This is a genomic window from Wolbachia endosymbiont (group A) of Pogonocherus hispidulus (assembly GCF_964028195.1).
Lineage (GTDB): Bacteria > Pseudomonadota > Alphaproteobacteria > Rickettsiales > Anaplasmataceae > Wolbachia.
Genome location: NZ_OZ034750.1, coordinates 199,920 through 222,287 on the forward strand (window position 1 = coordinate 199,920; position 22,368 = coordinate 222,287).

Here is a 22,368-nt window from a genome sequence, read left to right on the forward strand (position 1 = left end):
ACTACTTTATCTATTTTGAGTAGCAAGAGCTTGATGCTTTTGTGGTGCGCCGCTTAAGTCTTCTACATTTGCTGAATGCTGCTCCAAAAATTTTACTTCTTCAGAGCTTTGTTGTAATTGTGTTTGTGGCAATTGTGATGCTAATGCTTCATGTAAAAACTTTGGTTCACGTCTCTTGCCTACTTTTACTTCTTTGTTTGCACGTAACTGTTCTTCAGTAACACCGTTGCTTTCAAGGAGCTTTACACCATTCTTATCGTCAATATTAATTTTACATTCTTTTCCATCAACATACCACTTTAAAGTCATTTCATATAGCCCACTAATTATTTCATAAACTCTTTCCCCTTTATCATTAATATAGCAACATGCCCCTCTCTTTTTTTCTTGATTAGGATGACAAAATGTAATTGTTTTTACATTGTACTTTTTACATATATTACCACTCAGAAGTTTAGCTATATCTACTCCTTCTTTACTAACATTCAACACAACTCTCACGGAAGGGTAAACAACATTCTCTTCCCTTTTGCCTTCTTTTATCATTATGGACCCTATGGTATTATTTTTCATACCTTCAGATATCTCTGATTTAATTTGGTCAGCAATTTTGCCTACAATCTCTTTGCCGTGATACTGAGATTCTCCTTTCTTTGGAGAAAAAGGTTTTTGGTTTGTGGTATTGGTAGAAGGGTTGTTCTGTAATGCAAAGAACTTATTCCATTCTTCATCGCTTTCTAACTCGACATATTTACGCTTATTCTTGTCTGGTGTTGATTTAGGTATATCCTGAGTGCTCAAATCGCTAGGAAGTCCTTTTGTTTTATCAGAATTACCGCTCTCCTTTGCTTTATTACTTAGAAGGATAAGATGCTCTTCTGGCTTTTTCTTATCCGGTTTTAAAGTTGTATCATCAGAAAGAAGTCCCTCCGCCATAGGCACATGAGGACTTTTAACTTTATCCTTATTGCGAAAAACTGGAATGCTTTCCCAGAGCTTTTTCCAGAGTTCTGTAATCTTGCCTAACATATACCCTCCATTATCGTTAACACATAATGCTAGCGTACGAGCATTATATCAATTGGTCAATATATAATTACAGCAACAAAATTTTTTATATTAAAGGCTCAAATACTCCTTTGCTTGGTCGGTTAGAACGCGTCCTCTTGGTGTGCGCTTTACAAAACTAATTTTGATTAAATAAGGTTCTACTGTTTCTTCAATATTGCCAACATCTTCGGATAGCGCAATAGATATGGTGTCAATTCCAACAGGTCCTGAGGTGTTGAATAAAAATCTTAGATAATGCATATCAAGTTTATTGAGTCCCATTTTGTCTACACCCAATTTTAGCAATACAGAATCAGCGACTTCATAAGTGATTTTTTTATCATCTTTCACTTCAACAAAATCCCTTATTCTCCTCAGTAATCTCAAGGCAATTCTTGGAGTGCCGCGCGCACGGCAGGCAATTTCCCGTGCGGCATCCTCTTCAATTTCAGTAGAAAGAACTCTTGCGCCTCTTTTTATAATATTAACCAGTTCTTCAAAAGAATAAAACTCAAGATGTAAGGGAATGCCAAAACGATCTCTCAGTGGCGCAGAAAGTAATCCAAGCCGTGTAGTTGCTCCGATTAACGTAAATGGTGGTAGATCTATCCTTAAAGTGCGAGTAGATGGACCTTCACCTACTAATATGTCCAGGCAAAAATCTTCCATAGCAGTATATAAAACTTCTTCGATGCTGCGATTTAATCTATGGATTTCGTCGATAAATAGAACATCTTTTGCATTTAAAGTGGTAAGCACTGCGGCCAAGTCCCCAGCTTTACTAAGTAAAGGACCAGAAGTTGCGCGAATGCTTACCCTTAATTCTTTAGAAACAATTTGTGCTAAAGTTGTTTTGCCAAGTCCTGGGGGACCATACAATAAAACGTGATCTAAAGCTTCAGTTCTCGTCTTTGCAGCATTTATAAACACTTTTAAATTTTGTATTAAGTCTTTTTGTCCGACAAAATCATCAAGTTGCTCAGGTCTGATGTTGATATTGCGCGCATCTTCAGTATATTCTTTACCGCACGATATTGATTTCATAATGTTGAGAGCTCCTTAAGCGCTATGCGAATAATATCCTTAGTGTCCAGATTTGGCGATTCGTCTTGTATTTTTTTTATCGTATCATAAGCTTTCATTTTTTCATACCCAAGATTGATCAATGCTGAAAGGGCATCTTCATTGATTGGATGAAAATTATTGTTATTTATTTCTAATTTACTCACTTTGCCACTTAATTCAGTGATGATTCGATTTATGAGTTTCAGGCCAAGTCCACTCATCTTGAGTGCTACTTTATCTTCATTCATAATTGCCAAAAACAGCTGTTCTGGAGTTAATTTACTCAAAATTGACATTGCAGTTTTATAGCTAACGCCGCTTACTTTGACAAGCAACCTCAAGCACTGCTGTTCTTCTTTGCTTATAAAACCATATAGCTGAGCGACATTTTCTCTGTTATTTGCATAGGTTTCGATAAGTAATTTAACTCTACTTCCGATGAAACATGCATTTAAAGTTTTGGCTGAAAGATACACCATATAGCCAACATCATTCACATTCAGGATTATGTGATCACTGCGCACTTCATCAACTATTCCGCTTAGATTTCCTATCATTTTTAGCACTGTATAGGGTTCAGTTTAAATACTCCTGGATCTTAGGTCAAGCAAACGAACATTATAACAGAGAGCCAAGTAGCTCATAGAAACGAAAAACTTCCTTGACACATTTTGCCAACATTTGCCGCTTCAAGTCTGTCTGCTATGACTTTTATATACTGATAATCATTATACTCACACCCCGGCACTACCGTTTGAAAGCACAGTTCAATGAATTTTAGAAAGTTCATGATATAATGTTGAAAGAGGAGAGTAGACCGGCGGAACTTCCCCACCAGTCTCTCGCAGAACTGCACGGAAACCTCTCGGCTTATACAGCTCCCATTATTTAGCCTTTTGATCCTAACCCAAGTGTCCAATGATAGAAAATACTTGGAGACCTCTTTCTCACTTTTCCTAGAAATTGCTTTGCTAGTCTTCCGTGATCACGAAGTTTCTTATATTTTGTCCTGACCCATCTTATGAGGTATCTCTCTATATTTCTGAGAGATGGATACATCTCTGATTTATAAAACCTGCCATAGTACTGAAACCAGCCTCTGACTATTGGATCTATTTTCTTCGATATTTCCTCTAGTGTGGTCCATGTAATCCGATGTATTCTCCATGACTTTATGGTTTTCTTGATCTTCTTCTTGGCTTTGTTACTAATTGCAGGTAGAAATGAGATGAAATAATTCCTCATCTTATTCTTTGCTACTCTAGGTCTAAAAGTATAACCTAGAAAATCAAAGCTTTGTTTAGGAAATTGTTCTTTTCTATCATCATCCTTACTGTACACAATCTGTGTCTTTTCAGGATGTAACTTCAATTTACACTTAGCCAATCTTTCTTCAATCATTACTTTCATAAATCCTGCCTGTCTTTTAGTTCTGCAGTGCACTATCGCATCATCTACATATCTTTCAAATGGTACTGTTGGATAATTTTGTTTCATCCACATATCAAACGCATGGTGCATAAATATGCTTGAAATGATTGGGCTTATTGAACCTCCTTGCGGAACTCCTTTATCCCTTGTTACCCTACTGCCATCTGCTTGCTGAATGGGGGCTTTCATCCACCTCTCAACATACAGTATGACCCATTTGCAGTCTGTGTGTTTCTTGATAGCCTGCAGTGCTAAATCGTGGTCCAGATTGTCGAAAAATCCAGATATATCAAGATCTACCGTCCAATCATTTTTCCAACATCTCTTCCGTGCTGTGTATACCGCATCCAGCGCAGACTTATTTGGTCTATAACCATATGAATCTTCGTGAAATTTCGGTTCTACTAACGGCTCAAGATACATTGTAGCTGCTGTTTGCGCTATCCTGTCGAATACTGAAGGCACACATAAAATTCTTTGCCCTCCTGTATCTTTTGGTATCGCAACAGCTTTTACCGGCTCTGGAAAATAACTTCCGGATGACATCCGATTCCATAATTTGTATAGATTATCCTTTAGATTTTCTTCAAACTTTGTTATCGAGACCTCATCTACACCTGCTGCACCTTTATTTTTCGATACTTGTTTATAAGCTCTCCAAATAAGTTGCTTTGGTATATCAAAAGACTTTGTTTCATTCATTAACTCCTCCCTTTCGGTTGATAAATAATTAAAACTAAATAACTTAGCCCCTTCACTCCATTTCCATTACAGAAACTTCTTCGCTACTACGAGCTAATCCGCCCCTGTTTTTCGCATCGGTACTCTCATCCTCAGAGATCAGCTCTTTGGACTTCTCCCTTTTCATCGAAACGACAGGTTCCCGTAGTTCCATGCAATAGCCTAAAATAGATTCACGCCACTTTTATGCCGGACGCCACCTACCCAGTAAACAAGCTCCCTGTAGATTCATCCCAGGTTAACGACTACCCCCTGGTTTTGACGTCGTCTCTACGCTTTCGACACTTCATCAGTGGTTCACTTGCGTTCGTCTCTCTATTTCATACATGACACATAATTGTGCCTTTTCCATAACGCTCACTACCTTAGCTCTTTACCAAAGCAGCTTATGGCTGTTTGAAGCCTGCTCTTGCAAACCGGCTCCGAGGGGCCCTCCCTCATCTACTGCACAGCTTCAACACTTTCCGTGTTTCTACGGCGCACTGTCATCCGAGTAGCTTGACTACTTGGATCCAGGAAAAAGAATGATGTCATGAAAGTAGCCCCTATGATGTTATTCCAGTCTGGAATCCAGCTTTTGATCGAAAATGTTGTATAGTACATAATCAATTTTTCTGGATCCCAGACTGGAATGACACCTCTCTTGGGCTCTTTTAGCCATGTCATCCCAGCGCCTCCTTCTCCTGTCATTCCAGTGCTCCTTTTTTTGTCATCCGAGTAGCCCCTTTTTTGTCACCCCAGTGCTTGACACTGGGATCTCATTTTACTTTATGATGAGGTCATGAAAGTAACTGACACTGGGATCCAGAAGACTTAATTTCAACCAAGTGACTGCATAATAAAGGCTAGATCCCAGTGTCACGCGCTGGAATGACACCCTACTAGCGGAAGTTACTCTCAAATGTTTGTTCATGTTGCTATAAATATTAAGAAATTTACCAAACGAAAAAAAAGGCAAAAGAAGCCCCGTGGTTGGCTAATTACTTACATTATACTTTCAAGTATGGCGTTTTTTTATTCTAAACGTTTAATAACCGCGATTCAGTTGCTTTTAAGCCGCAACTAATCTAAATTATAAACATTAAGAAATTTACTAAACAGAAAAAAAGGCAAAAGAAACCCTAGGGTAGCTAGTTATTCACTATCCATTTTTTAAGTTGGCGTTTTTTTATGTTTTAAACGCTTTATAAGCGCGTTTCAGCTTATGTAGGTAGAAATTTTATAAAGACATAAGGTGCACATAGTGCAAAAAATTAAACATGATACGCCAGATACGTGAGTTTTTTTGTCATTTAATCTGTACAGAGAAGATAAATAAATAGCTTCAGTTTCATGATAAGGGGGCTGGCGAAGCTTGTCAAGGAAGTTTTTTTTGTTTCTATGGGTCAGTTGGTATGCGCTTTGCCTTTTAACAGATGTGAAAGCACAATTATTACGAACAACATTCCACCAATAACTGATATAGCTCCACCCGCAATAAAACAAGCACGTGCCAACATTGATGAAATACTTGGCAGATCTGCAATTTTTCTTAAGGCACCATATCCACCAAGCCACACAAGGCCAGTGATATGGAGAAAATGCCCTATACTGTAGGCATAAATCTGTAACCTTACCATGGAACTTTTTACCTCTTTAAAGTTTAATTTGGGTAACAGCCAATAAATGAAATTCATAAAAGCTATAGTGATTCCAACTACAGAACCATGATAATGAGCGGGAATGGTGACATTACCTTCAATAGTCAGAACCCCAAGCATATCTCCATAAGTGAACAACAAAAATGAATGTAATAAATAGTTGCTTTTATCATTAATAAAAGTCCTGATGTTGCAGCACACTAACATTATCAAAAAGCACGGCAAAACTGCTCCAGCAATTCTCATATGCCAAGTAAAAAACTGTATTAACTTGGCACTATCAACTGGATAAACAAAATATACAAACGGTGCACCTATAGCCAAAATCGTGTTTATAAACAGCGGTAAAATAGTAATTTTATTGCTTGAAGCTAAACTAACATCACTGATTATTAAATACACTAAAAACATTCCTTGAGTAAAAGCAAACTGCAATAAATGTCCGCCTCCCCAAAAGAGATATTCGTAAAATAAATTCTTATCTGAATGATATAGACCTGGAGGCATATTATTATATGCTAAAACAAAGCAAAGAAATGACGAAACAAGTATCATAACTAGCCCAATTTGCCCCACAGAGAGAAATGAAACCTCTTTTTTTGATGTGTATGCTAGCATTGCATTTACTAATATACTGGTGGTAAACAAACCAAGACCAAATAAGAATAATTTGTTTTGTAACACGGGAATATAGTTACTTTTGATAACTTCAGTGTTTGGAACGAATGCGGATATAAACATGAGCAGCATCGAAAGGGTTGATAGAACCCATGAAAAGTTAAACCAACTATTGGTATTTTGTAGGTTTATGATAAAGAGCAGAGATATTATAGAGCACATCCACACCAGAATTGACAAGTTCACGTGTATCACCAGCGCATTATCAAAGATATATTGTGCAGAAGGAACAAGAGAGGAGATAAAAGGCAATCGTAAAAAAATAACAATTATTGACAACAATCCAGAGCAAGCAAGGGCACATACTGCTAAGAATATCCATCTTTTACAAAGTGAAGTATTGTCTTGTATGTTAAGCACAATCTTTTTTCTCAATTTTGTTCAATACAATATATAACACTGCAATAATACCTAAAACATAGCAATAGTATACGTGTGGCACAACTGCCAAAGGTGAAACTCCAGCAATAGTGCTAGCCAAAAGCAATTGAGCGCCATACGGTATTAATCCTTGAAATACACAAGAAAATATGCCTAGCCATGCTGCACTATAGTGAGGCGGTATTTCATATTTCTTAGCAATATCTCTAGCAATTTCACCGCTAAAAATTATAGCGATGGTATTATTTGCAAGTAAAATATCAAATATGCTGACTATTTTTGCAATAAATAATTGCGCAGTTTTTTGTCCACCACGTTGTATCATAACCCAAGATGAAAGTTTATCTGCAAACTCCTTAGAATTTTTACCTACTAGTCCTGAAAGTCCACTAACCATCAAAGACAGTAGCATAATTTCATGCATACTCATAAACCCTTTGGTGATGTTTTGGCTTAAAAACAATAACCCATAATTGTTGTTATTTATAAATCCAATGATTCCAGCAAAAGTTATGCTTAAAACCAATGCCGTAAATACATTGATTCCAAAGTTTGCAAGCAATATAAGTATGATGTAAGGAGCCACAAGCAATAAAGAATACTCCTTAACTGAAATAGCAACACTATTGCTTGAGCTATAAAATAATATAATTATTGTGAATATAGAAGCAATTAGTGCCACTTTTGCATTCAGTTTTAATTTTTTCTTTATATCAGCCTTTTGAGACATCACAGATGCAATTGTAGTATCAGAGATAATAGATAAATTGTCGCCAAACATTGCTCCTCCTACAACGGTTGCAACTCCTAAGGAAGAAGAAATCCCAGCTTGTGTCAGTTCAACTGCAATAGGAGCAATTGTTGCAATGGTACCCATTGATGTACCAATAGCAGTGGAGATGAAAGCTGCTACAAAAAATAATCCTATGAGTAAAAATTGTGTTGGTATAAATGAAAGAGCCAAATTAACTGTGGCATCAGCACTACCGATTGCTTTAGTTACTTCACTGAATGCACCTGCAAGTAAAAAAATGATGCACATAGTGATAATATTACGATCTCTTACCCCATCTAGAAAGGCATACATTTTTTCTTCAGTATTGCCCTTGTATAAAACCCAACCCAGAGCTATGGCAGGAACAATGGCTACCAGTGGAGATAACTGATAAAAAGCATTTGACACGCCAAGAACAGTAAAATATATACCACTTCCTACAAAAAGAAATAGGAACAGTAAAATAGGCAAAAAATTTGTAAGATAAAACATACCTCTACTCCAGATCTGATAAACGCAAATCAACTATGATATGATTTATATTATTATAAACCACAGTTAGCACCTTGACCAATGTTTTTCTAGAAAGCAATCTACCAGAAAAGGTTTTCATGAAAAGGATTATTATAATATGATTGTTATCATCCACTTGAATTAAACTGGGAGATAGAATAAGTAAAAAATATGAATGACATCACAGCAAAGCAAGTCATATCCTTCATCCTGAAAATGCTGCGTCCATTTCTGTTTCATATTGGGATAGTATTACTGACAGCATTAGTCTGGGCTATCGATATTTCCTTTAATCCATATTTAATAAAAGTTATTATAGATCGTATCAGTGCAGATGATCTTTTTCGTAGCATAGCAACTCCTGCTGTATCCTATGTATTAATATTATTTTTACTTGAGTGTATGAATAGATTATACAACTATTTTTTTGAAATTAAGATGATTCCTAATCTTCGTAAAAACATTGTTAAAGCAAGTATTGACACATTATTAGATCAAAGATAATAGCTACTACCAAAATAACTTCTCTGGCAGCCTTGCTAATAAGGTTAACGATTTGACAAATTATATTCCTGATGTTGTGCAAATTGCACTTGATAGATTTGTAGGCCGTGCGTTAGCACTGGGCATTGGAATCTATTTTTTATGGCAAGTGAATATTTACTTTGCCTTGTTAATATTAACTTGGTCAGCATTATTTGTTTTGTCTTCTCTCTTGCTTGCAGGGAAGATAACATATCTTGCAGATGCATGGTCAGAGCTAGGTTCAAGCATTACTGGCAAAATGGTAGATGTATTCTCAAACATTATGTCTGTAAGGTTGTTTGCAAGCAAATACCAGGAAAAATTGTCTTTGCAAGCCACCCATAGCGAAGCTGTTAAAGCAGAACAAAAACTTCAGTGGTTATATATGTGGATTTTCACTTTCTATGGCTTCTTATTTTTGATCATGCAAATACTTAACTTGTATTTCTTAGTTAAAGGAAGAGAACAAGAATTAATTACTACTGGAGATTTTGCTTTTGTTATGACCGTTAATATAGCAATAGCTAATTTTCTTTGGATGATAGCCAAAGACTTCTCACAATTTTCTAAATCATGGGGAAAGATTACTCAAGCTTTGAGAACGATTACTTCAATCCCTGAAATCCAAGATCAGCCAAATGCAGCAGATCTGCTTGTTAAAAAGGGGAAAATTATTTTTGAAAAAGTCCATTTTCATTACAAAGGTGCAGAACCAATATTTCAAAATAAATCGGTAACAATTAAACCTGGTCAAAAAGTTGGACTTGTTGGCTATTCAGGTGGTGGTAAATCTACTTTTGTGAACCTGATATTAAGGCTTTACGATGTAACTGATGGTGCAATTCTCATAGATGATCAAGATATTTGTAATGTTACGCAGGATTCTTTGCGTGCAAAAATCGCAATGATCCCACAAGATCCATCGCTTTTTCATAGGACTTTGATGGAGAATATTCGCTATGGAAAAACAGATGCTAGCGATGATGAAGTAATTGAAGCGGCAAAAAAAGCACATGCTCATGAATTTATTTCAAAATTACCCCAAGGTTATGAGTCTCTTGTTGGAGAAAGAGGCGTAAAACTTTCAGGAGGGCAAAGGCAGCGTATTGCAATTGCAAGAGCTATTTTAAAAAATGCTCCTATCTTAATTCTGGATGAAGCAACTTCACAACTTGATTCTGTGACTGAAAGTAATATTCAAGAATCTTTATGGGAGTTGATGCAAGATAAAACTACAATAGTAATAGCCCACCGCCTATCTACGCTTTTGCATATGGATCGCATTTTAGTGTTTGATCAAGGCAAGATTGTAGAAGATGGCACGCATCAGGAACTTCTTGATAAAAATGGAATGTATAAAACTCTGTGGGATGCACAAGTTGGTGGATTTTTGCCGGACAAAAGAGAAATGGAGATTGTATAATATCTTCTTAATCTAATGCTTCAATGTTTCCGACATAGGAAAAGTATCATCTTTATTTTCTATAGAGGAAGGTATACTATTTTGATTATCATCACCATCAATTGGAGTAGTAGGGTGCATTAAAGCAACTTTCATAACTTCATCAATATTCTTAGCAAAAACTACGTTGATCCCCTCTTTGATGCTTGCAGGAATCTCTTGCATATCTTTCTCATTTTCACTTGGTATAATCACAGTTTTGATTGATCCTCTGAGCGCTGCAAGCAATTTTTCTCTCAAGCCCCCAATAGCTAAAACTCTACCACGCAATGTCACTTCGCCTGTCATAGCAACGTTTTTGTTAACCGGTATATTTGTCATAAGAGAAACAATAGACGTACATACCGCGCCGCCAGCAGAAGGGCCATCTTTTGGTACAGCACCCTCAGGTACATGCAAATGTATATCATTATTTTGGAATTTTTCGGGCTTTATACCAAAAAACAAACAATTTGATCGAATATAACTATACGCAGCTTTTATAGATTCTTGCATAACCTCTCCAAGCTTTCCTGTGTATTTTATTTCTCCCTTGCCCGGAATTAGGACTGATTCTATCATCAAAATATCACCACCTGTTTCAGTATAGGCAAGCCCAGTTACTACTCCCACTAAACTCTCATTTTCTGCAATACCAAAGGTATATTTACGTACCCCTAAATAATCTTGTAAATTGTCAACCCCTACGGATATTTTCTTATTTTTATCAGTCAATATTTCTTTAACTGCCTTTCTCATGAGCTTTGCAAGCTCCCTTTCCATACTCCGCACACCACTTTCACGTGTATATAAACGTATCAACTTGTATAACGCCTCATTAGTTATGTCCCATTCCTTCTGATACAAACCATGCTCCTTCTTTAACTTCGGAATAAGGTGGTGTGTAGCAATACTGATTTTTTCATCTTCAGTATACCCGGACAATTGTATAATTTCCATCCTATCACGCAAAGGATGTGGCAAATTTAAGCTATTTGCCGTAGCTACAAACATTACACTTGAAAGATCAAACTCAACTTCCAAGTAATGATCCGTAAAGTGTTTATTGTGCTCAGTATCTAAAACCTCAAGTAATGCAGATGCAGGATCGCCACGCGAATCAGAACCCATCTTATCTATTTCATCAAGCAGAAAAAGCGGGTTGCATGAATTAGCTTTTTTCATATGTTGAATAATTTTACCAGGCATTGAGCCAATATAAGTTTTCCTATGCCCTCGTATCTCGGACTCATCACGCACACCACCAAGAGCTATACGAACAAAATCTCTTCCTACTGCTCTTGCCATAGACTTAGCTAAAGAAGTTTTACCAACACCTGGCGGTCCAACCAAGCAAAGTATGGGACCTTTTATCTCTTTTACTCTTTTTAATACTGCTAAAAATTCTATTATCCTATCTTTTACTTTCTCTATGCCATAATGATTTTCATCTAAGATTTTCTTAGCTGCATTTAAGTTAATTTTTGCATCTTTGTACTTTCCCCACGGCAAATCAAGTAACCAATGCAAGTAACTAGATATAACTGTAGCTTCAGGAGAAATGGGATTCATTTTCTTGTATCTCTTCAAATCAGTTATAGCTTTCTCTCTTGCTTCCTGAGAAAGCTTTGTTTCATTTATCTTTTTTTCAAATTCATTGAGTATATTCCTTTCATCACCATTCTCAAATTCGTCTAATTCTTTCTGTATAGCTTTCAATTGCTCGTTAAGGTAGTAAACTTTCTGAGTGCTTTCAACTTGCGATTTAATTGTCTTATATAAACGGTTTTGTGCGTTCAAAATACTTATTTCTCTCTCAATAAAAGCAAAAGCTTTTTTTAAACGCTCTTTTGGGTCATAAGCCTCAAGTATGCTTTGTTTACCCGATACTTTTATATTTAAATGTGAAGCTACCTTGTCTACAAGTTGATCAACTTCTTTGATTTGATCAATGGGGTTAATGGCAACTTCAGGCTGATTTTTCTTGTTTAGCTTACACCAGCTATCGAACGCGTCTATAACAGATCGCCTTAAAGCTTCTAAATCAATATTGTCTTCATCTTCTTTATAATGATTGTCTAACTCTACCCTGGCTTGTAATAAAGTATGAGAGCTAATATATTCTACAACTCTTCCCCTTCTTATCCCCCGGATTATAACTTTTACTGCATTGTCAGGCAATTTTATTAATGGTTGTATAATGTTTGCTAACACACCTACTTCATAAAGATCTTCTGGCTCCGGATTATCAACAGAGCCATCTTTCTGTGCTACAAGAAAAATCTCATTTTGGTGACTACTACTACTTGTTGCATATTCTAGTGCATTAACAGATTTTTCTCTGCCTATGAATAAAGGCACCATTATATTTGGAAAAATTACTACATCTCTTAAAGGTAATACTGGCAATGCAGTAAAACTAGAGCTCACAGCACGTTCAATGTTCATAATATATGCCTCAAATTAATCATTAACCGTTATAACATTGCCATTATTGTTATGATTAACCGTTGCTTTTCCTAATTCTACCATTTTCTTAGTGATTACTATAGTGCTACCTTCAAAATCTCCGTTTCCAGCTGTATACATAACGTCAAGCAAAAGTGACTCCAAGATAGCACGTAACATTCTTGCACCTGTTTTATAGCTTATAGCCTTTTTAGCAATAGCTGATATTGCTTCATCTGAAAACTCAAGGTTTACTTTGCTAAACGCAAGCAATGCTTTGTACTGTTTTATTAGTGCATTCCTTGGCTCTGTCAACACATGTATTAAATCTTCATGATCCAACTCATCTAAAACAGCAGTTATTGGAACCCGCCCTACAAATTCGGGTATTAAACCGAATTTGATTAAATCTTCAGGTTGAACATCATGTAAAGCATTCTTTTTCTTTTGCTCTTTAGACTGACTTATATCTGCTCCAAAGCCAACTGACGTTCCCTTTTTTCTCGCTTCAATAATTTTATCGAGGCCTTCAAAAGCTCCTCCACAAATAAACAATATGTTACTAGTATTCACTTGTATAAACTCTTGTTGTGGGTGTTTTCGCCCTCCTTGTGGCGGAACATAAGCAACTGTACCCTCCATAATCTTAAGCAGAGCTTGCTGGACCCCTTCACCTGAAACGTCACGGGTTATTGAAGTGCTTTCAGATTTTCTTGTAATCTTGTCTATTTCATCTATAAACACTATACCACGCTGTGCTTTTACAACGTCATAATTTGCAGCTTGTAATAAACGCGACAACACGCTTTCTACATCATCACCCACATAACCTGCCTCAGTTAAAGTTGTCGCATCAGCCATAGCAAATGGCACATCTGAAACTTTAGCAAGTGTTTTGGCTAGCAAAGTCTTACCAGAACCAGTGGGACCAATAAGCATTATATTTGACTTCTCGATTTCAATATCACTTATAGCATGAAATTGTACCATGGATTGACAATGGTTATACATAGCTACAGATAAAACGTGTTGCGCGTGTTCTTGACCTACAACATGCTTGCTGAGAAAGTTTTTTATATCCTCAGGTTTCTTTAGTAATAGCTTCATATCAGATATACGATCTGAATTAAAAGATCTATCTTTCTTTTGACTTATTGCTTTATGGGATAATTCTATGCACTCATTACAAATAAACACCTTTAAACCATCCGAAGAGTTAGTAATCAATTTATCTACTTCATCTTGCGCCTTGTTGCAAAAAGAACAGTAGTGTAAATCATTATTGTTATCCATTAACCCACCTTTTGTTTAACTTTAATATTTTCAATTTCAATATCTGTACGCTCAGCTATCACCCTGTCAATTAAGCCAATTTTCCTTGCTTCTTCAGGATCCATGAATTTATCTCTTTCCATCATTCCTTCAATTTTCTTCAGTGAATTTCCAGTATGTTTTTCATAAATTTGATTTAGTTTTTTCTTAACCCGCAAAATTTCATTAGCATGTATTTCTATATCAGTTGCTTGACCATGATAACCACCAGATGGCTGATGTATCATAATTCTTGAATGAGGTAGAGAGTAGCGCTTACCTTTTGTACCAGCTGCAAGCAATAAAGAACCCATAGACGCAGCTTGACCTATACATAAAGTTGAAACGTCTGGGTTTATATATTGCATTGTATCGTAGATCGACAAACCAGCAGTTACAACACCACCTGGTGAGTTGATGTACATACAAATGTCTTTATCGGGATTTTCCGATTCTAAAAATAAAAGCTGTGCTACTATTACACTGGCCATGTTGTCCTCAATAGGACCTGTTACAAAAATTATTCTTTCTTTCACCAGTCTTGAATATATGTCATAAGCGCGCTCACCGCGACTAGTTTGTTCAACTACAATTGGTATAAGAGTCATACCTTTTCCTACTAAATATTATCAAATAATTCCTTTAATTCTTTCACAGAAACAATCTGCTCTTCTTTACTAACTTTTTCTATTATATAATCTGTCACTTTATACTCAAGCGCTTGCCCTCTAACTAATTCTTGAAATTGTTTATTTGATTCAAAATGCTTAAGTACTCTGTCGAACTGCACATCTTTACTGACATATTGATTTACAATAACGCTCAAAACATCATTTTGAGTTAATGATATTTTATGTTCTGCACTAAATTTCATAAATAACATAGCAAGCTTTACACGTTTTTCAGCTTCTTTACGAGAATCATTTTGAGCACCCAATTCTCCTTCCACTCTTTGTTGCTCCTGTTTTACTATGTCTATGGGTAAATCAAAGCTATAATTAGCATCCAAATAATCAAACAGCTCCTTTTTAATTAAGAGATTTCTCATTTCGGTGCACTGATCACCAATCATTTTTTTTGCATGATTTATTAGCAAAGAATAATCTTTAAACCCAATACTCTTAGCTATTTCATCATCATTTTCAAAATCTTTGGCAATTTGAATCTCATTAACTCGCACAGAAAAATCAGCTTCCTGTCCTGCAAGGGAAATGGCTTGGTAATTTTCGGGAAATTTCAACTTAAAGTTCTTTGTTTCTCCCTTTTTCATACCAGTTAATTGATCTTCAAAACCATTAATAAATGTGCCAGACCCTAAATTAACGGCAAAATTTTTGCTACTTCCACCCTGAAAGAGCTTATTCCTAATCCGCCCTTCAAAATCAATTATCAATTTATCCCCATCTTTCGCTTGATAAGAAGCATCATCAACAGAGGCGAAATTGGGGAACTTTGTTTTAATAGAATCAATAAATTCTTTTATATCTTCCTCTTCAATCTTTGCTTCAATTTTCTTTAAGTTTATTTTGTCAAGATCTATCACTGGTACTTCAGGCATCGACTCAAAAGATAGCTTGTATACAAAATTGCCCTCCTCATTTTCTTTGCCCAGATCTGGTAATGATATAACATCAACCTTAGGATAAATGTGAGACTTGACTTCAATTTTTTTCATCAAATCACTTGAGCAATAATCAATTGTATTATTTATCACATATTCCAAAGCTTCATTTTTATAATTTGCAACAACAAGGTCATAGGGCATCTTTCCAGCCCTAAATCCAGGTGATTTTGCATTTTCTGCTATCTCTTGCAACCTGGAATTTACCTTTTGTTTTATATAATCACTACTAACTGTGATTTCATACTCATACTTTAGTTTATCTATACTAAGCTCTTTGTAGGTATATACGCTACTTACTTCGACTGTATTTTGAGGTATATTATTAGACATCATAATTCATTTATTAATATTTTAATTCACATCTTAATAGAGCTATTTTACCAGAATTTAAGTTAAACACAATCCTTAAGAACAGATTTTTATACAAACAAAAGTGTATTTAGTGATTATAAATTTTCCCTTAAAACCTAAGTTACATGACTTTAAAGTGCGGATAGAGGGACTTGAACCCCCACGAGCAAGCTCACCAGGACCTAAACCTGGCACGTCTACCAATTTCGCCATATCCGCAAGAAATTTTCAGTACCCTATTATAGGTATTCCATTAAGAATATTCAAGGTTTAAAGTCTTACTTAATTTATGGTATTTACACAATCAAAAAAGCTTATTAACATTTCTTAATGAAAGCTCTAAACCCTGAAAATCAATAATGAGATTAATAACAAGCTTCTTACTCGCAATTTTTTTGATTACACAAAGTGGTTGCACAACCCTTATAATAGGTGGTGTGGTGGCTACAGCGACAGCAACAGCAATAACAATGCAGGACAAATCCTTGGGAAATATCATTGATGATACGACTATGGTCATCAGAATTAATAAGGGGCTCTTAAAACATGGGCTATTTTCATCCATAAAGGTTAAAGTAAGTGAAGGAAGAGTGTTGCTCATTGGAAGTGTTGACACTCCTGAAAAACAACTTACAGCAGAAAAAATAGCTTGGCAGCAAAAAGAAATTAAAGAAGTGATAAATGAAATAAGAGTAATACCAATTCAAATGGCTTCCATGCTAGACACCACTGTAGATGGCATGATAACAGCGGAAATAAGAACAAGACTCCTGGGAAAAAGAAATATTAAGTCAATTAATTATAGCGTTAATACGGTTGATAGAGTTGTTTATTTGATGGGTATAGCCCAAAATAAAGCGGAATTAAAAGCTGTAATAGCAATTGCAAGAAAAGTAAAGGGAGTAAAACAAGTTGTAAGTTATGTACGATATAGGTACAGTAAGTTACGCCATTAGGCAAAATCGCCTTCAAATTATAACATTTGTACAATTGTGACAATAGGTAGAGAACATAAATGAAAGTTGCCTTTCAGATGGATGAAAATATAAATTTTGAAACTGACACTACATTCGTGCTAATAAAGGAAGCACAAAGGAGGAAGCACGAAGTTTTTGTCTATGCTCCTAACAATTTAGCACTAAAGCTAAACCATCCAATTGCTCTGGCTCAGAAAGTCAGTGTTGATGATTTTAGTTTTATCTCCAAAAAAGATGTAGCTATCAACTTGAATGAAATGGACATCATATTTATCAGACAGGATCCACCCTTTGATATGCGTTATGTTACAACAACATATATCTTAGAAAAAACCAGCGCATTGGTAATTAACAATCCAACAGAAATAAGAAATTGTCCTGAAAAATTGATAACTTCATTATTTCCAGAGCTAATTCCGCCAACTTTGATCACTGAAAATATATCGATGATTAGAGATTTTTACTGCAGCTATAAAGATATTATTCTGAAGCCGTTGTATAGTTATGGAGGAAACGATGTAATAAGAATACGAGATAAAAACAGTATTCAAGTGGTAGTGGATCTCATGATAGCAAAATATGAATGTCCTGTAATTGCGCAATCATTTTGTAAAAACATAGATAAAGATAAAAGAATATTGCTACTTTATGGCCAACCAATTGGAGTAATAAAACGAGTTCCAAAAGTTAGTGGAGAGATCAGAACAAACATGCGACTTGGAGCAAGTTTTGAACCCGCTCAAATGAACGATAGAGACAATGAAATATGTAACAAAATTGGTCCTGAATTAAAGAAAAGAGGGCTAATATTTGTTGGTATTGATATTATAGATGACTTCCTGCTCGAAATTAACACAACTTCACCCACGGGAGTAGTTTATATCAATAAATTGTACAATATATCGCTAGAAAAGGATCTTTGGAACGTGTTTGAAGAAAAAGCAAGCAGCCATCAACTAAACCTGTGAACAATCACCTTAACAAACTCAGTAGTCCCATTCTTTATCCCTGTTTTTTCTGTACTATTGGTCATATCACGCAATTTTTGAGAATTATTTAATAGATCAAATAGTACCTCTGTTAGATTTTTTTTTGCTTCACTATTCTGCTCAACTATTATAGCTGCTCTCGAGTCTTCAATATATTTTGCGTTATAAAATTGGTGATTATCTTTTGAGTAAGGATAAGGAATATATATAGCAGAACGCCTAGCAAGAGTGATCTCTGCTATTGAAGTTGCTCCTGCTCTGCTAATTACCAAGTGAGCATTGGCCAATCTATTTTCCATATCATCAAAAAATTCACTCAATTCACAATCGATCTTTTCACTTTTGTATAGACTCTTGACCTTGTTTACATTTTTCTTCGTACATTGCTGCGTCACTCTAATTTTCTTTTTCATTTTAATAGGTAAATCACAAATTACGCTGCTTACTACATCATCAAAAAAATTTGCACCTTGGCTGCCTGCTATGACCAATATATTTAGGATTTTCTCAGTGCTAGAATGGCTCTGTGCTTTTATATCAACAAAATTTCCTGTAAAAATACATTTATTGCCCTCTGCATATTTAGTCTCCGGAAAGCTGGTTGCAATTAATTTTGCACTCTTGAAAAAGAATCTATTTACTCTCCCTAAAACTGTGTTTTGTTCATGTAAAATTATAGGTATAGAAAGAACTCTTGCTGCAAGAAGAGTTGGAAAAGAAGCATAGCTACCAAAACCAATGACCGATTTTGGTTTTAATTTTCTTACTTGATACAGTGCTAACACAGAGCTGTATATCAAGAAAAGGAAAAACTTAAATTTGTTGCCGCTTGATCTACGTAATGGTAAGGTGTAGCTTTCTATGTCGATATTTTTATTTGTTTTTTTATCAGTGAATAATATGCAATTGTATCCTTGTGTCTTTAGTGCTTTTGCTAAGGCTATGGCCGGAAAGATATGCCCACCTGTGCCACCTGTTGCTAAAATAATATCCATCTGTAAATAATAAATTCTAGAGTGTTAACTGTTATTTAATAATTTGCACGTAGAATTTTATTAAGCTTTATGATAGTTGAGTTAAAAATGCCTAAAAATAATAGTAAAAAAGAACCTAATGAGAAAAATAAACCTCAAGAACAAAGAGAAGGCAGAAGCGGAGGTTTTTTAGAACTGCTAAAAAATATAATAAAAATTCTTTTCAATTCGGTTGTTGACCTACCTGAGCACGAGCAGCATAATAAAATGAAAAGCACTAATCTACAACAAGGTTTGGATACTAAAGGAAAAGGCCCAGAAAATCTTCATCCAAAGGCAAAGCTTGAAGTCAAAGAAGCAGCTAAGGGATTGAAAGAAGAGTTACAGAATTCTGATGCTGGTGGTAATCAATCTATTGAAACTAAAGTGCCTAATCAAACTACTACTCAAGACATTGACAACTCTAAAACAATGGAACGTTAGTTCAACTATTTAACATCTGCAGCAAGCACTGATTCGTGTATCATCTCTGAAATGGTTGGATGAGGAAAAATCGTAGATTGTATGTCGAAGTCTGTTCCTTCTAGTTGCTTTGCTAGGGCAAAATTGCTAATTAACTCCGTTACTTCTGCACCTATCATGTGGCTACCCAGAATTTCTCCGGTTTTTTTATCTATAATCGTTTTCACTAACCCTTCAGTTTCACTGAGTGCAACAGACTTACCATTAAAGTTAGAGTGAAATTTTCCTATTTTTATATCATACCCACCTTTTATTGCCTGTTCCTCAGTAAGGCCGATGCTCGCTATTTGTGGATGAGAATAAGTGCAATTTGGTATGCATTCTTTTTTTAACGCATGAGCATTTTTACCAGCAATCTTTTCAATGCAGATCACGGCTTCATGGCTCGCTTTATGTGCTAAACATGGTGGGCCAGCTACATCACCTATTGCATACACATTTGATTCACTAGTTTCATACCATTCATTCGTTTCAATAAAACCAGAAGGGCTTAATTTAATTTTTGTATTTTCTAAACCTATATTTTCAATATTTGCTTGAATTCCAACCGCAACAATCACCCTATCAAATTCTTTGCTCTCGCCACTACTTAGTAGCACTTGAGCAGAGTCTTTACTTTTAGTAAGAGCTTTTACGCTACTGTTTGTATATATTTTTATCCCCTGTTTTGTAAATATTTCTTCTGCTAGGCCTGAAATGTCTTTATCCTCCAGCGGCAAAATAGTGCTCTTTATCTCTATGATTGTTACATCAACCCCTAAAGTGCTATAAAAACTTGCAAATTCTATTCCAATTGCACCAGACCCTATAATTAGTAGTGATTTTGGTAATCTCTCTGGAGTCATAGCGTGCTGCGCATTCCATATTAAATCTCCATCTGCCTCTATTCCAGGCAGATTCCGTGCCCTCACGCCTGTTGCTAAAATAATATGCTTGGAAACAATTCCTTGTTCTTCCTTATCGCCAGCAACTTTTATAGTACTATTGCCTGCAAGTTTACCAAAGCCTTGATGAACTTTGATGTTATTTTTTTTCATCAAATATGCAACACCGCTTGACAATTTATCAACAACGTTTCTTGAGTATTTCACTATTGATTGTATATCAAAACTCGCTCCCTTTACTTCTATACCAAACTCTTTTGATCTTTTTATTAGCCTATAAACCTCAGATGCCCTAAGTAGCGATTTTGTTGGTATACATCCCCAATTTAAGCATATACCGCCTAAATTCTTCTCTTTCTCAACAATTGCAGTTTTAAACCCAAGCTGTGCCGCCCTAATTGCTGCTATATAACCACCAGGACCGCTACCTATAACCGTAATATCATACTCATTCATCAGTTTTCTTCGTATTCAAAAAGATTATATATAACAGATGGAACCCGTATGATCAATATTCAGGTAGCTGACAACATAGAAACGGAAAAACTTGCTTGACACATTTCGCCAGCCCCCTTATCATGAAACTGAAGGTATTCAGTTATCTTCATCTGTGCAGATTAAACAGCAAGAAAACAACGTAGTTGGCGTCTTATTTTTAATTTTTTGCACTATGTGCACCTTATGTCTTCACAATATTTCTAGGTTTTTACCTATATAAGCTGAAACGCGCTTATAAGTCGTTTAAGACAGTATAGTACGCCAATTTGCAGGATTAGGGAGTGAACACTAATTACCACGGGGTTTCTTTTGCCTTTTTTTCTGCTTAGTAAATTTCTTAAACATTTAAGCTAAGGTTAGTTGCACTTAAAAGCAGCTAAATTGCAGCGTTTAAGGCTTAAAAAACGCCAATACTGAAAATAGACAATGACCAGGGCTTCTTTTGCCTTTTTTTTCGCTTGGTAAATTTCTTAAATATTTGTAGCTGAAGTAATTTAGGCTTACCGACAACCGTCATACCGCTTTGTTAGCGGATGAGATACCGCGGCGGTATGACGGTTAAGTATCCCGCTACTTGTTAGCGGCTAAGAGATACCGCGGCGGTATGACGGTTCGCGGTGGTATCTCGTCATCCCGCTACTTGTTAGCGGGATCTAGAGATACCGCAGCAGTTGTAAGTTAAAAATATGTTATAAAAGAAACAAGAGGGAAGATAACTCTACTCACTATAGGAATAGCGGGCGTGTGCGACCGACGCGGCATTGGCAACCGTTTATATCAAGGTACACTAGCCCTCGATACGTTTGAATAGTTGCATGGGACATATGTATGCACCCGTTTACAATCTTAAATCAATAAACTATCGAGGTTATTAATATGGTTACATCTTATCAAAACTTTATTGGTATTGACATCGGAAAATTTAAAAATGTTGTTGCGGTTCACACACAGAAGAGTGTTGTCGAATTTGATAATAATGCTTCTGGTTGGCAACAATTGTTTAAAAAGTTTTCAGATATCTTACCTAATTCTTTAGTAACTTTAGAAAATACAGGGAATTGGTTTATCGCATTTTCTTAGATAAAGATCTAGAGTTACAGAAGCGCCAAAAAATTCTGAGAACAGTGCCAGGCAAAGTTATCTCAAGATTTTGTGTGTCTGATGCCAGAGCTTGGCTACTTAAACAGAAAAGAAGTAGCAAGTCTTGCTGGCGCATCCAAAAGAAAGTGGAAAAGCTATTGGTTATCGAAGAATAACAGGCGGTAGAAGCAATGTTCGTACTAACGGCTGCAATGGCTGCTGCAAAGTCCAAATCTGTTGTTTGATATAAAATTTTTCTATGATAAATTAGGGTGTTTATTGTCAAAAATGCATTTTCTAATTGAATAAAAATACAAAATTATAAACAAGAGTTGTAATAAAACTAAATTCAAAAAATTTAAAAAAAACATAGTTGATATGACGTAGGGTTGCTGTCATCCCGCTGCTTGTTAGCGGATGAGATACCGCGGCAGTGTGACGGTTCGCAGCGGAATGACGATAACCTCGTC

Annotated in this window: 20 protein-coding genes, 1 tRNA gene and 1 pseudogene; 6 read left to right on the forward strand and 16 right to left on the reverse strand. The window is 35.8% G+C overall.

The window, feature by feature from the left end; all coding sequences use genetic code 11:
- Window positions 1-6: 6 nt before the first annotated feature.
- The 9 genes from ABWU58_RS00990 to ABWU58_RS01030 all read right to left on the reverse strand — a co-directional run bounded on the left by ABWU58_RS00990 (window position 7) and on the right by ABWU58_RS01030 (window position 8,253).
- A complete protein-coding gene (locus ABWU58_RS00990) occupies window positions 7-1,029 on the reverse strand; it encodes a hypothetical protein (protein ID WP_353283328.1) in 1,023 nt (340 codons plus the stop codon).
- A 90-nt stretch (window positions 1,030-1,119) separates the two neighbouring features.
- The gene (gene ruvB, locus ABWU58_RS00995; RefSeq protein WP_353283329.1) at window positions 1,120-2,094 is read right to left on the reverse strand and encodes a Holliday junction branch migration DNA helicase RuvB; all 975 of its coding nucleotides are present in this window, start codon (window positions 2,092-2,094) and stop codon (window positions 1,120-1,122) included.
- Window positions 2,091-2,672 (reverse strand): Holliday junction branch migration protein RuvA, encoded by a 582-nt coding sequence (gene ruvA / locus ABWU58_RS01000; protein WP_353283330.1) that lies wholly within the window; start codon window positions 2,670-2,672, stop codon window positions 2,091-2,093. The genes ruvB and ruvA overlap by 4 nt, the downstream gene beginning before the upstream one ends.
- A gap of 83 nt (window positions 2,673-2,755) precedes the next feature.
- Window positions 2,756-2,950, reverse strand: coding sequence for a hypothetical protein (locus ABWU58_RS01005; protein ID WP_353283331.1), 195 nt, complete (start codon window positions 2,948-2,950; stop codon window positions 2,756-2,758).
- A gap of 53 nt (window positions 2,951-3,003) precedes the next feature.
- The gene (ltrA, locus tag ABWU58_RS01010) at window positions 3,004-4,248 is read right to left on the reverse strand and encodes a group II intron reverse transcriptase/maturase (RefSeq protein WP_353276809.1); all 1,245 of its coding nucleotides are present in this window, start codon (window positions 4,246-4,248) and stop codon (window positions 3,004-3,006) included.
- 52 nt (window positions 4,249-4,300) lie between these two features.
- Window positions 4,301-4,441, reverse strand: a complete 141-nt coding sequence (locus ABWU58_RS01015; RefSeq protein WP_019078704.1) for a hypothetical protein — start codon at window positions 4,439-4,441, stop codon at window positions 4,301-4,303.
- 287 nt (window positions 4,442-4,728) lie between these two features.
- The gene (locus ABWU58_RS01020; protein ID WP_353283332.1) at window positions 4,729-4,977 is read right to left on the reverse strand and encodes a hypothetical protein; all 249 of its coding nucleotides are present in this window, start codon (window positions 4,975-4,977) and stop codon (window positions 4,729-4,731) included.
- 695 nt (window positions 4,978-5,672) lie between these two features.
- Window positions 5,673-6,965 carry a cbb3-type cytochrome c oxidase subunit I gene (locus ABWU58_RS01025; RefSeq protein WP_353283333.1) on the reverse strand — a complete coding sequence of 431 codons (1,293 nt, stop codon included), beginning with the start codon at window positions 6,963-6,965 and terminating at the stop codon, window positions 5,673-5,675.
- On the reverse strand, window positions 6,958-8,253 hold the full coding sequence (locus tag ABWU58_RS01030) for a Na+/H+ antiporter NhaC family protein (protein WP_353283334.1): 1,296 nt from the start codon (window positions 8,251-8,253) through the stop codon (window positions 6,958-6,960). Before ABWU58_RS01030 ends, ABWU58_RS01025 begins: the two co-directional genes overlap by 8 nt.
- Before the next feature lie 192 nt (window positions 8,254-8,445).
- Between ABWU58_RS01030 and ABWU58_RS01035 the strand changes: the two genes are divergently transcribed.
- On the forward strand, window positions 8,446-8,778 hold the full coding sequence (locus ABWU58_RS01035; protein ID WP_353283335.1) for a hypothetical protein: 333 nt from the start codon (window positions 8,446-8,448) through the stop codon (window positions 8,776-8,778).
- Between the two features lie 52 nt (window positions 8,779-8,830).
- On the forward strand, window positions 8,831-10,222 hold the full coding sequence (locus ABWU58_RS01040; RefSeq protein WP_353283336.1) for an ABC transporter ATP-binding protein: 1,392 nt from the start codon (window positions 8,831-8,833) through the stop codon (window positions 10,220-10,222).
- Window positions 10,223-10,234: 12 nt separating this feature from the next.
- Here ABWU58_RS01040 and lon read toward each other — a convergent pair whose 3' ends face one another.
- From lon to ABWU58_RS01065, 5 genes are all read right to left on the reverse strand, one after another.
- Window positions 10,235-12,688 (reverse strand): endopeptidase La, encoded by a 2,454-nt coding sequence (gene lon / locus ABWU58_RS01045; RefSeq protein ID WP_353283337.1) that lies wholly within the window; start codon window positions 12,686-12,688, stop codon window positions 10,235-10,237.
- Window positions 12,689-12,703: 15 nt separating this feature from the next.
- On the reverse strand, window positions 12,704-13,981 hold the full coding sequence (gene clpX, locus ABWU58_RS01050) for an ATP-dependent Clp protease ATP-binding subunit ClpX (protein ID WP_353283338.1): 1,278 nt from the start codon (window positions 13,979-13,981) through the stop codon (window positions 12,704-12,706).
- Window positions 13,981-14,607: an ATP-dependent Clp endopeptidase proteolytic subunit ClpP gene (clpP, locus tag ABWU58_RS01055; protein WP_006280254.1), complete on the reverse strand. Its 627-nt coding sequence runs from the start codon at window positions 14,605-14,607 to the stop codon at window positions 13,981-13,983. Before clpP ends, clpX begins: the two co-directional genes overlap by 1 nt.
- Window positions 14,608-14,618: 11 nt before the next feature.
- Window positions 14,619-15,953 (reverse strand): trigger factor, encoded by a 1,335-nt coding sequence (tig, locus tag ABWU58_RS01060; RefSeq protein ID WP_353283339.1) that lies wholly within the window; start codon window positions 15,951-15,953, stop codon window positions 14,619-14,621.
- 158 nt (window positions 15,954-16,111) lie between these two features.
- A tRNA-Leu gene (locus ABWU58_RS01065) sits at window positions 16,112-16,193 on the reverse strand.
- A 140-nt stretch (window positions 16,194-16,333) separates the two neighbouring features.
- Between ABWU58_RS01065 and ABWU58_RS01070 the strand changes: the two genes are divergently transcribed.
- Together ABWU58_RS01070 and gshB are read left to right on the forward strand one after the other, a co-directional pair.
- On the forward strand, window positions 16,334-16,930 hold the full coding sequence (locus tag ABWU58_RS01070; protein ID WP_006279461.1) for a BON domain-containing protein: 597 nt from the start codon (window positions 16,334-16,336) through the stop codon (window positions 16,928-16,930).
- Between the two features lie 59 nt (window positions 16,931-16,989).
- Window positions 16,990-17,919: a glutathione synthase gene (gene gshB, locus ABWU58_RS01075; protein ID WP_353283340.1), complete on the forward strand. Its 930-nt coding sequence runs from the start codon at window positions 16,990-16,992 to the stop codon at window positions 17,917-17,919.
- Here gshB and murG read toward each other — a convergent pair.
- Entirely contained in the window at window positions 17,904-18,935 is a 1,032-nt protein-coding gene (gene murG / locus ABWU58_RS01080) for an undecaprenyldiphospho-muramoylpentapeptide beta-N-acetylglucosaminyltransferase (RefSeq protein WP_353283341.1), read from the reverse strand. The two genes, gshB and murG, sit on opposite strands and share 16 nt — an antisense overlap.
- A gap of 69 nt (window positions 18,936-19,004) precedes the next feature.
- Here murG and ABWU58_RS01085 point away from each other — a divergent pair, with 69 nt between their 5' ends.
- Complete coding sequence (locus tag ABWU58_RS01085; RefSeq protein ID WP_353283342.1) at window positions 19,005-19,397, forward strand: hypothetical protein; 393 nt, start codon at window positions 19,005-19,007, stop codon at window positions 19,395-19,397.
- A 5-nt stretch (window positions 19,398-19,402) separates the two neighbouring features.
- Here ABWU58_RS01085 and lpdA read toward each other — a convergent pair whose 3' ends face one another.
- Entirely contained in the window at window positions 19,403-20,776 is a 1,374-nt protein-coding gene (lpdA, locus tag ABWU58_RS01090) for a dihydrolipoyl dehydrogenase (protein ID WP_353283343.1), read from the reverse strand.
- 918 nt (window positions 20,777-21,694) lie between these two features.
- Between lpdA and ABWU58_RS01095 the strand changes: the two are divergent.
- Window positions 21,695-22,140, forward strand: a pseudogene (locus ABWU58_RS01095) (IS110 family transposase); the annotation flags it as partial.
- Between the last annotated feature and the right edge of the window lie 228 nt (window positions 22,141-22,368).

What these genes read in the sequence shown, in the direction of transcription:
- ABWU58_RS00990 (WP_353283328.1), bottom strand. Translation starts at nt 1,029, where the DNA reads ATGTTAGGCAAGATTACAGAACTCTGGAAAAAGCTCTGGGAAAGCATT.
- ruvB (WP_353283329.1), bottom strand. Translation starts at nt 2,094, where the DNA reads ATGAAATCAATATCGTGCGGTAAAGAATATACTGAAGATGCGCGCAAT.
- ruvA (WP_353283330.1), bottom strand. Translation starts at nt 2,672, where the DNA reads ATGATAGGAAATCTAAGCGGAATAGTTGATGAAGTGCGCAGTGATCAC.
- ltrA (WP_353276809.1), bottom strand. Translation starts at nt 4,248, where the DNA reads ATGAATGAAACAAAGTCTTTTGATATACCAAAGCAACTTATTTGGAGA.
- ABWU58_RS01015 (WP_019078704.1), bottom strand. Translation starts at nt 4,441, where the DNA reads ATGGAACTACGGGAACCTGTCGTTTCGATGAAAAGGGAGAAGTCCAAA.
- ABWU58_RS01020 (WP_353283332.1), bottom strand. Translation starts at nt 4,977, where the DNA reads ATGACAGGAGAAGGAGGCGCTGGGATGACATGGCTAAAAGAGCCCAAG.
- ABWU58_RS01030 (WP_353283334.1), bottom strand. Translation starts at nt 8,253, where the DNA reads ATGTTTTATCTTACAAATTTTTTGCCTATTTTACTGTTCCTATTTCTT.
- ABWU58_RS01035 (WP_353283335.1), top strand. Translation starts at nt 8,446, where the DNA reads ATGAATGACATCACAGCAAAGCAAGTCATATCCTTCATCCTGAAAATG.
- lon (WP_353283337.1), bottom strand. Translation starts at nt 12,688, where the DNA reads ATGAACATTGAACGTGCTGTGAGCTCTAGTTTTACTGCATTGCCAGTA.
- clpX (WP_353283338.1), bottom strand. Translation starts at nt 13,981, where the DNA reads ATGGATAACAATAATGATTTACACTACTGTTCTTTTTGCAACAAGGCG.
- clpP (WP_006280254.1), bottom strand. Translation starts at nt 14,607, where the DNA reads ATGACTCTTATACCAATTGTAGTTGAACAAACTAGTCGCGGTGAGCGC.
- tig (WP_353283339.1), bottom strand. Translation starts at nt 15,953, where the DNA reads ATGTCTAATAATATACCTCAAAATACAGTCGAAGTAAGTAGCGTATAT.
- ABWU58_RS01070 (WP_006279461.1), top strand. Translation starts at nt 16,334, where the DNA reads ATGAGATTAATAACAAGCTTCTTACTCGCAATTTTTTTGATTACACAA.
- gshB (WP_353283340.1), top strand. Translation starts at nt 16,990, where the DNA reads ATGAAAGTTGCCTTTCAGATGGATGAAAATATAAATTTTGAAACTGAC.
- murG (WP_353283341.1), bottom strand. Translation starts at nt 18,935, where the DNA reads ATGGATATTATTTTAGCAACAGGTGGCACAGGTGGGCATATCTTTCCG.
- ABWU58_RS01085 (WP_353283342.1), top strand. Translation starts at nt 19,005, where the DNA reads ATGATAGTTGAGTTAAAAATGCCTAAAAATAATAGTAAAAAAGAACCT.
- lpdA (WP_353283343.1), bottom strand. Translation starts at nt 20,776, where the DNA reads ATGAATGAGTATGATATTACGGTTATAGGTAGCGGTCCTGGTGGTTAT.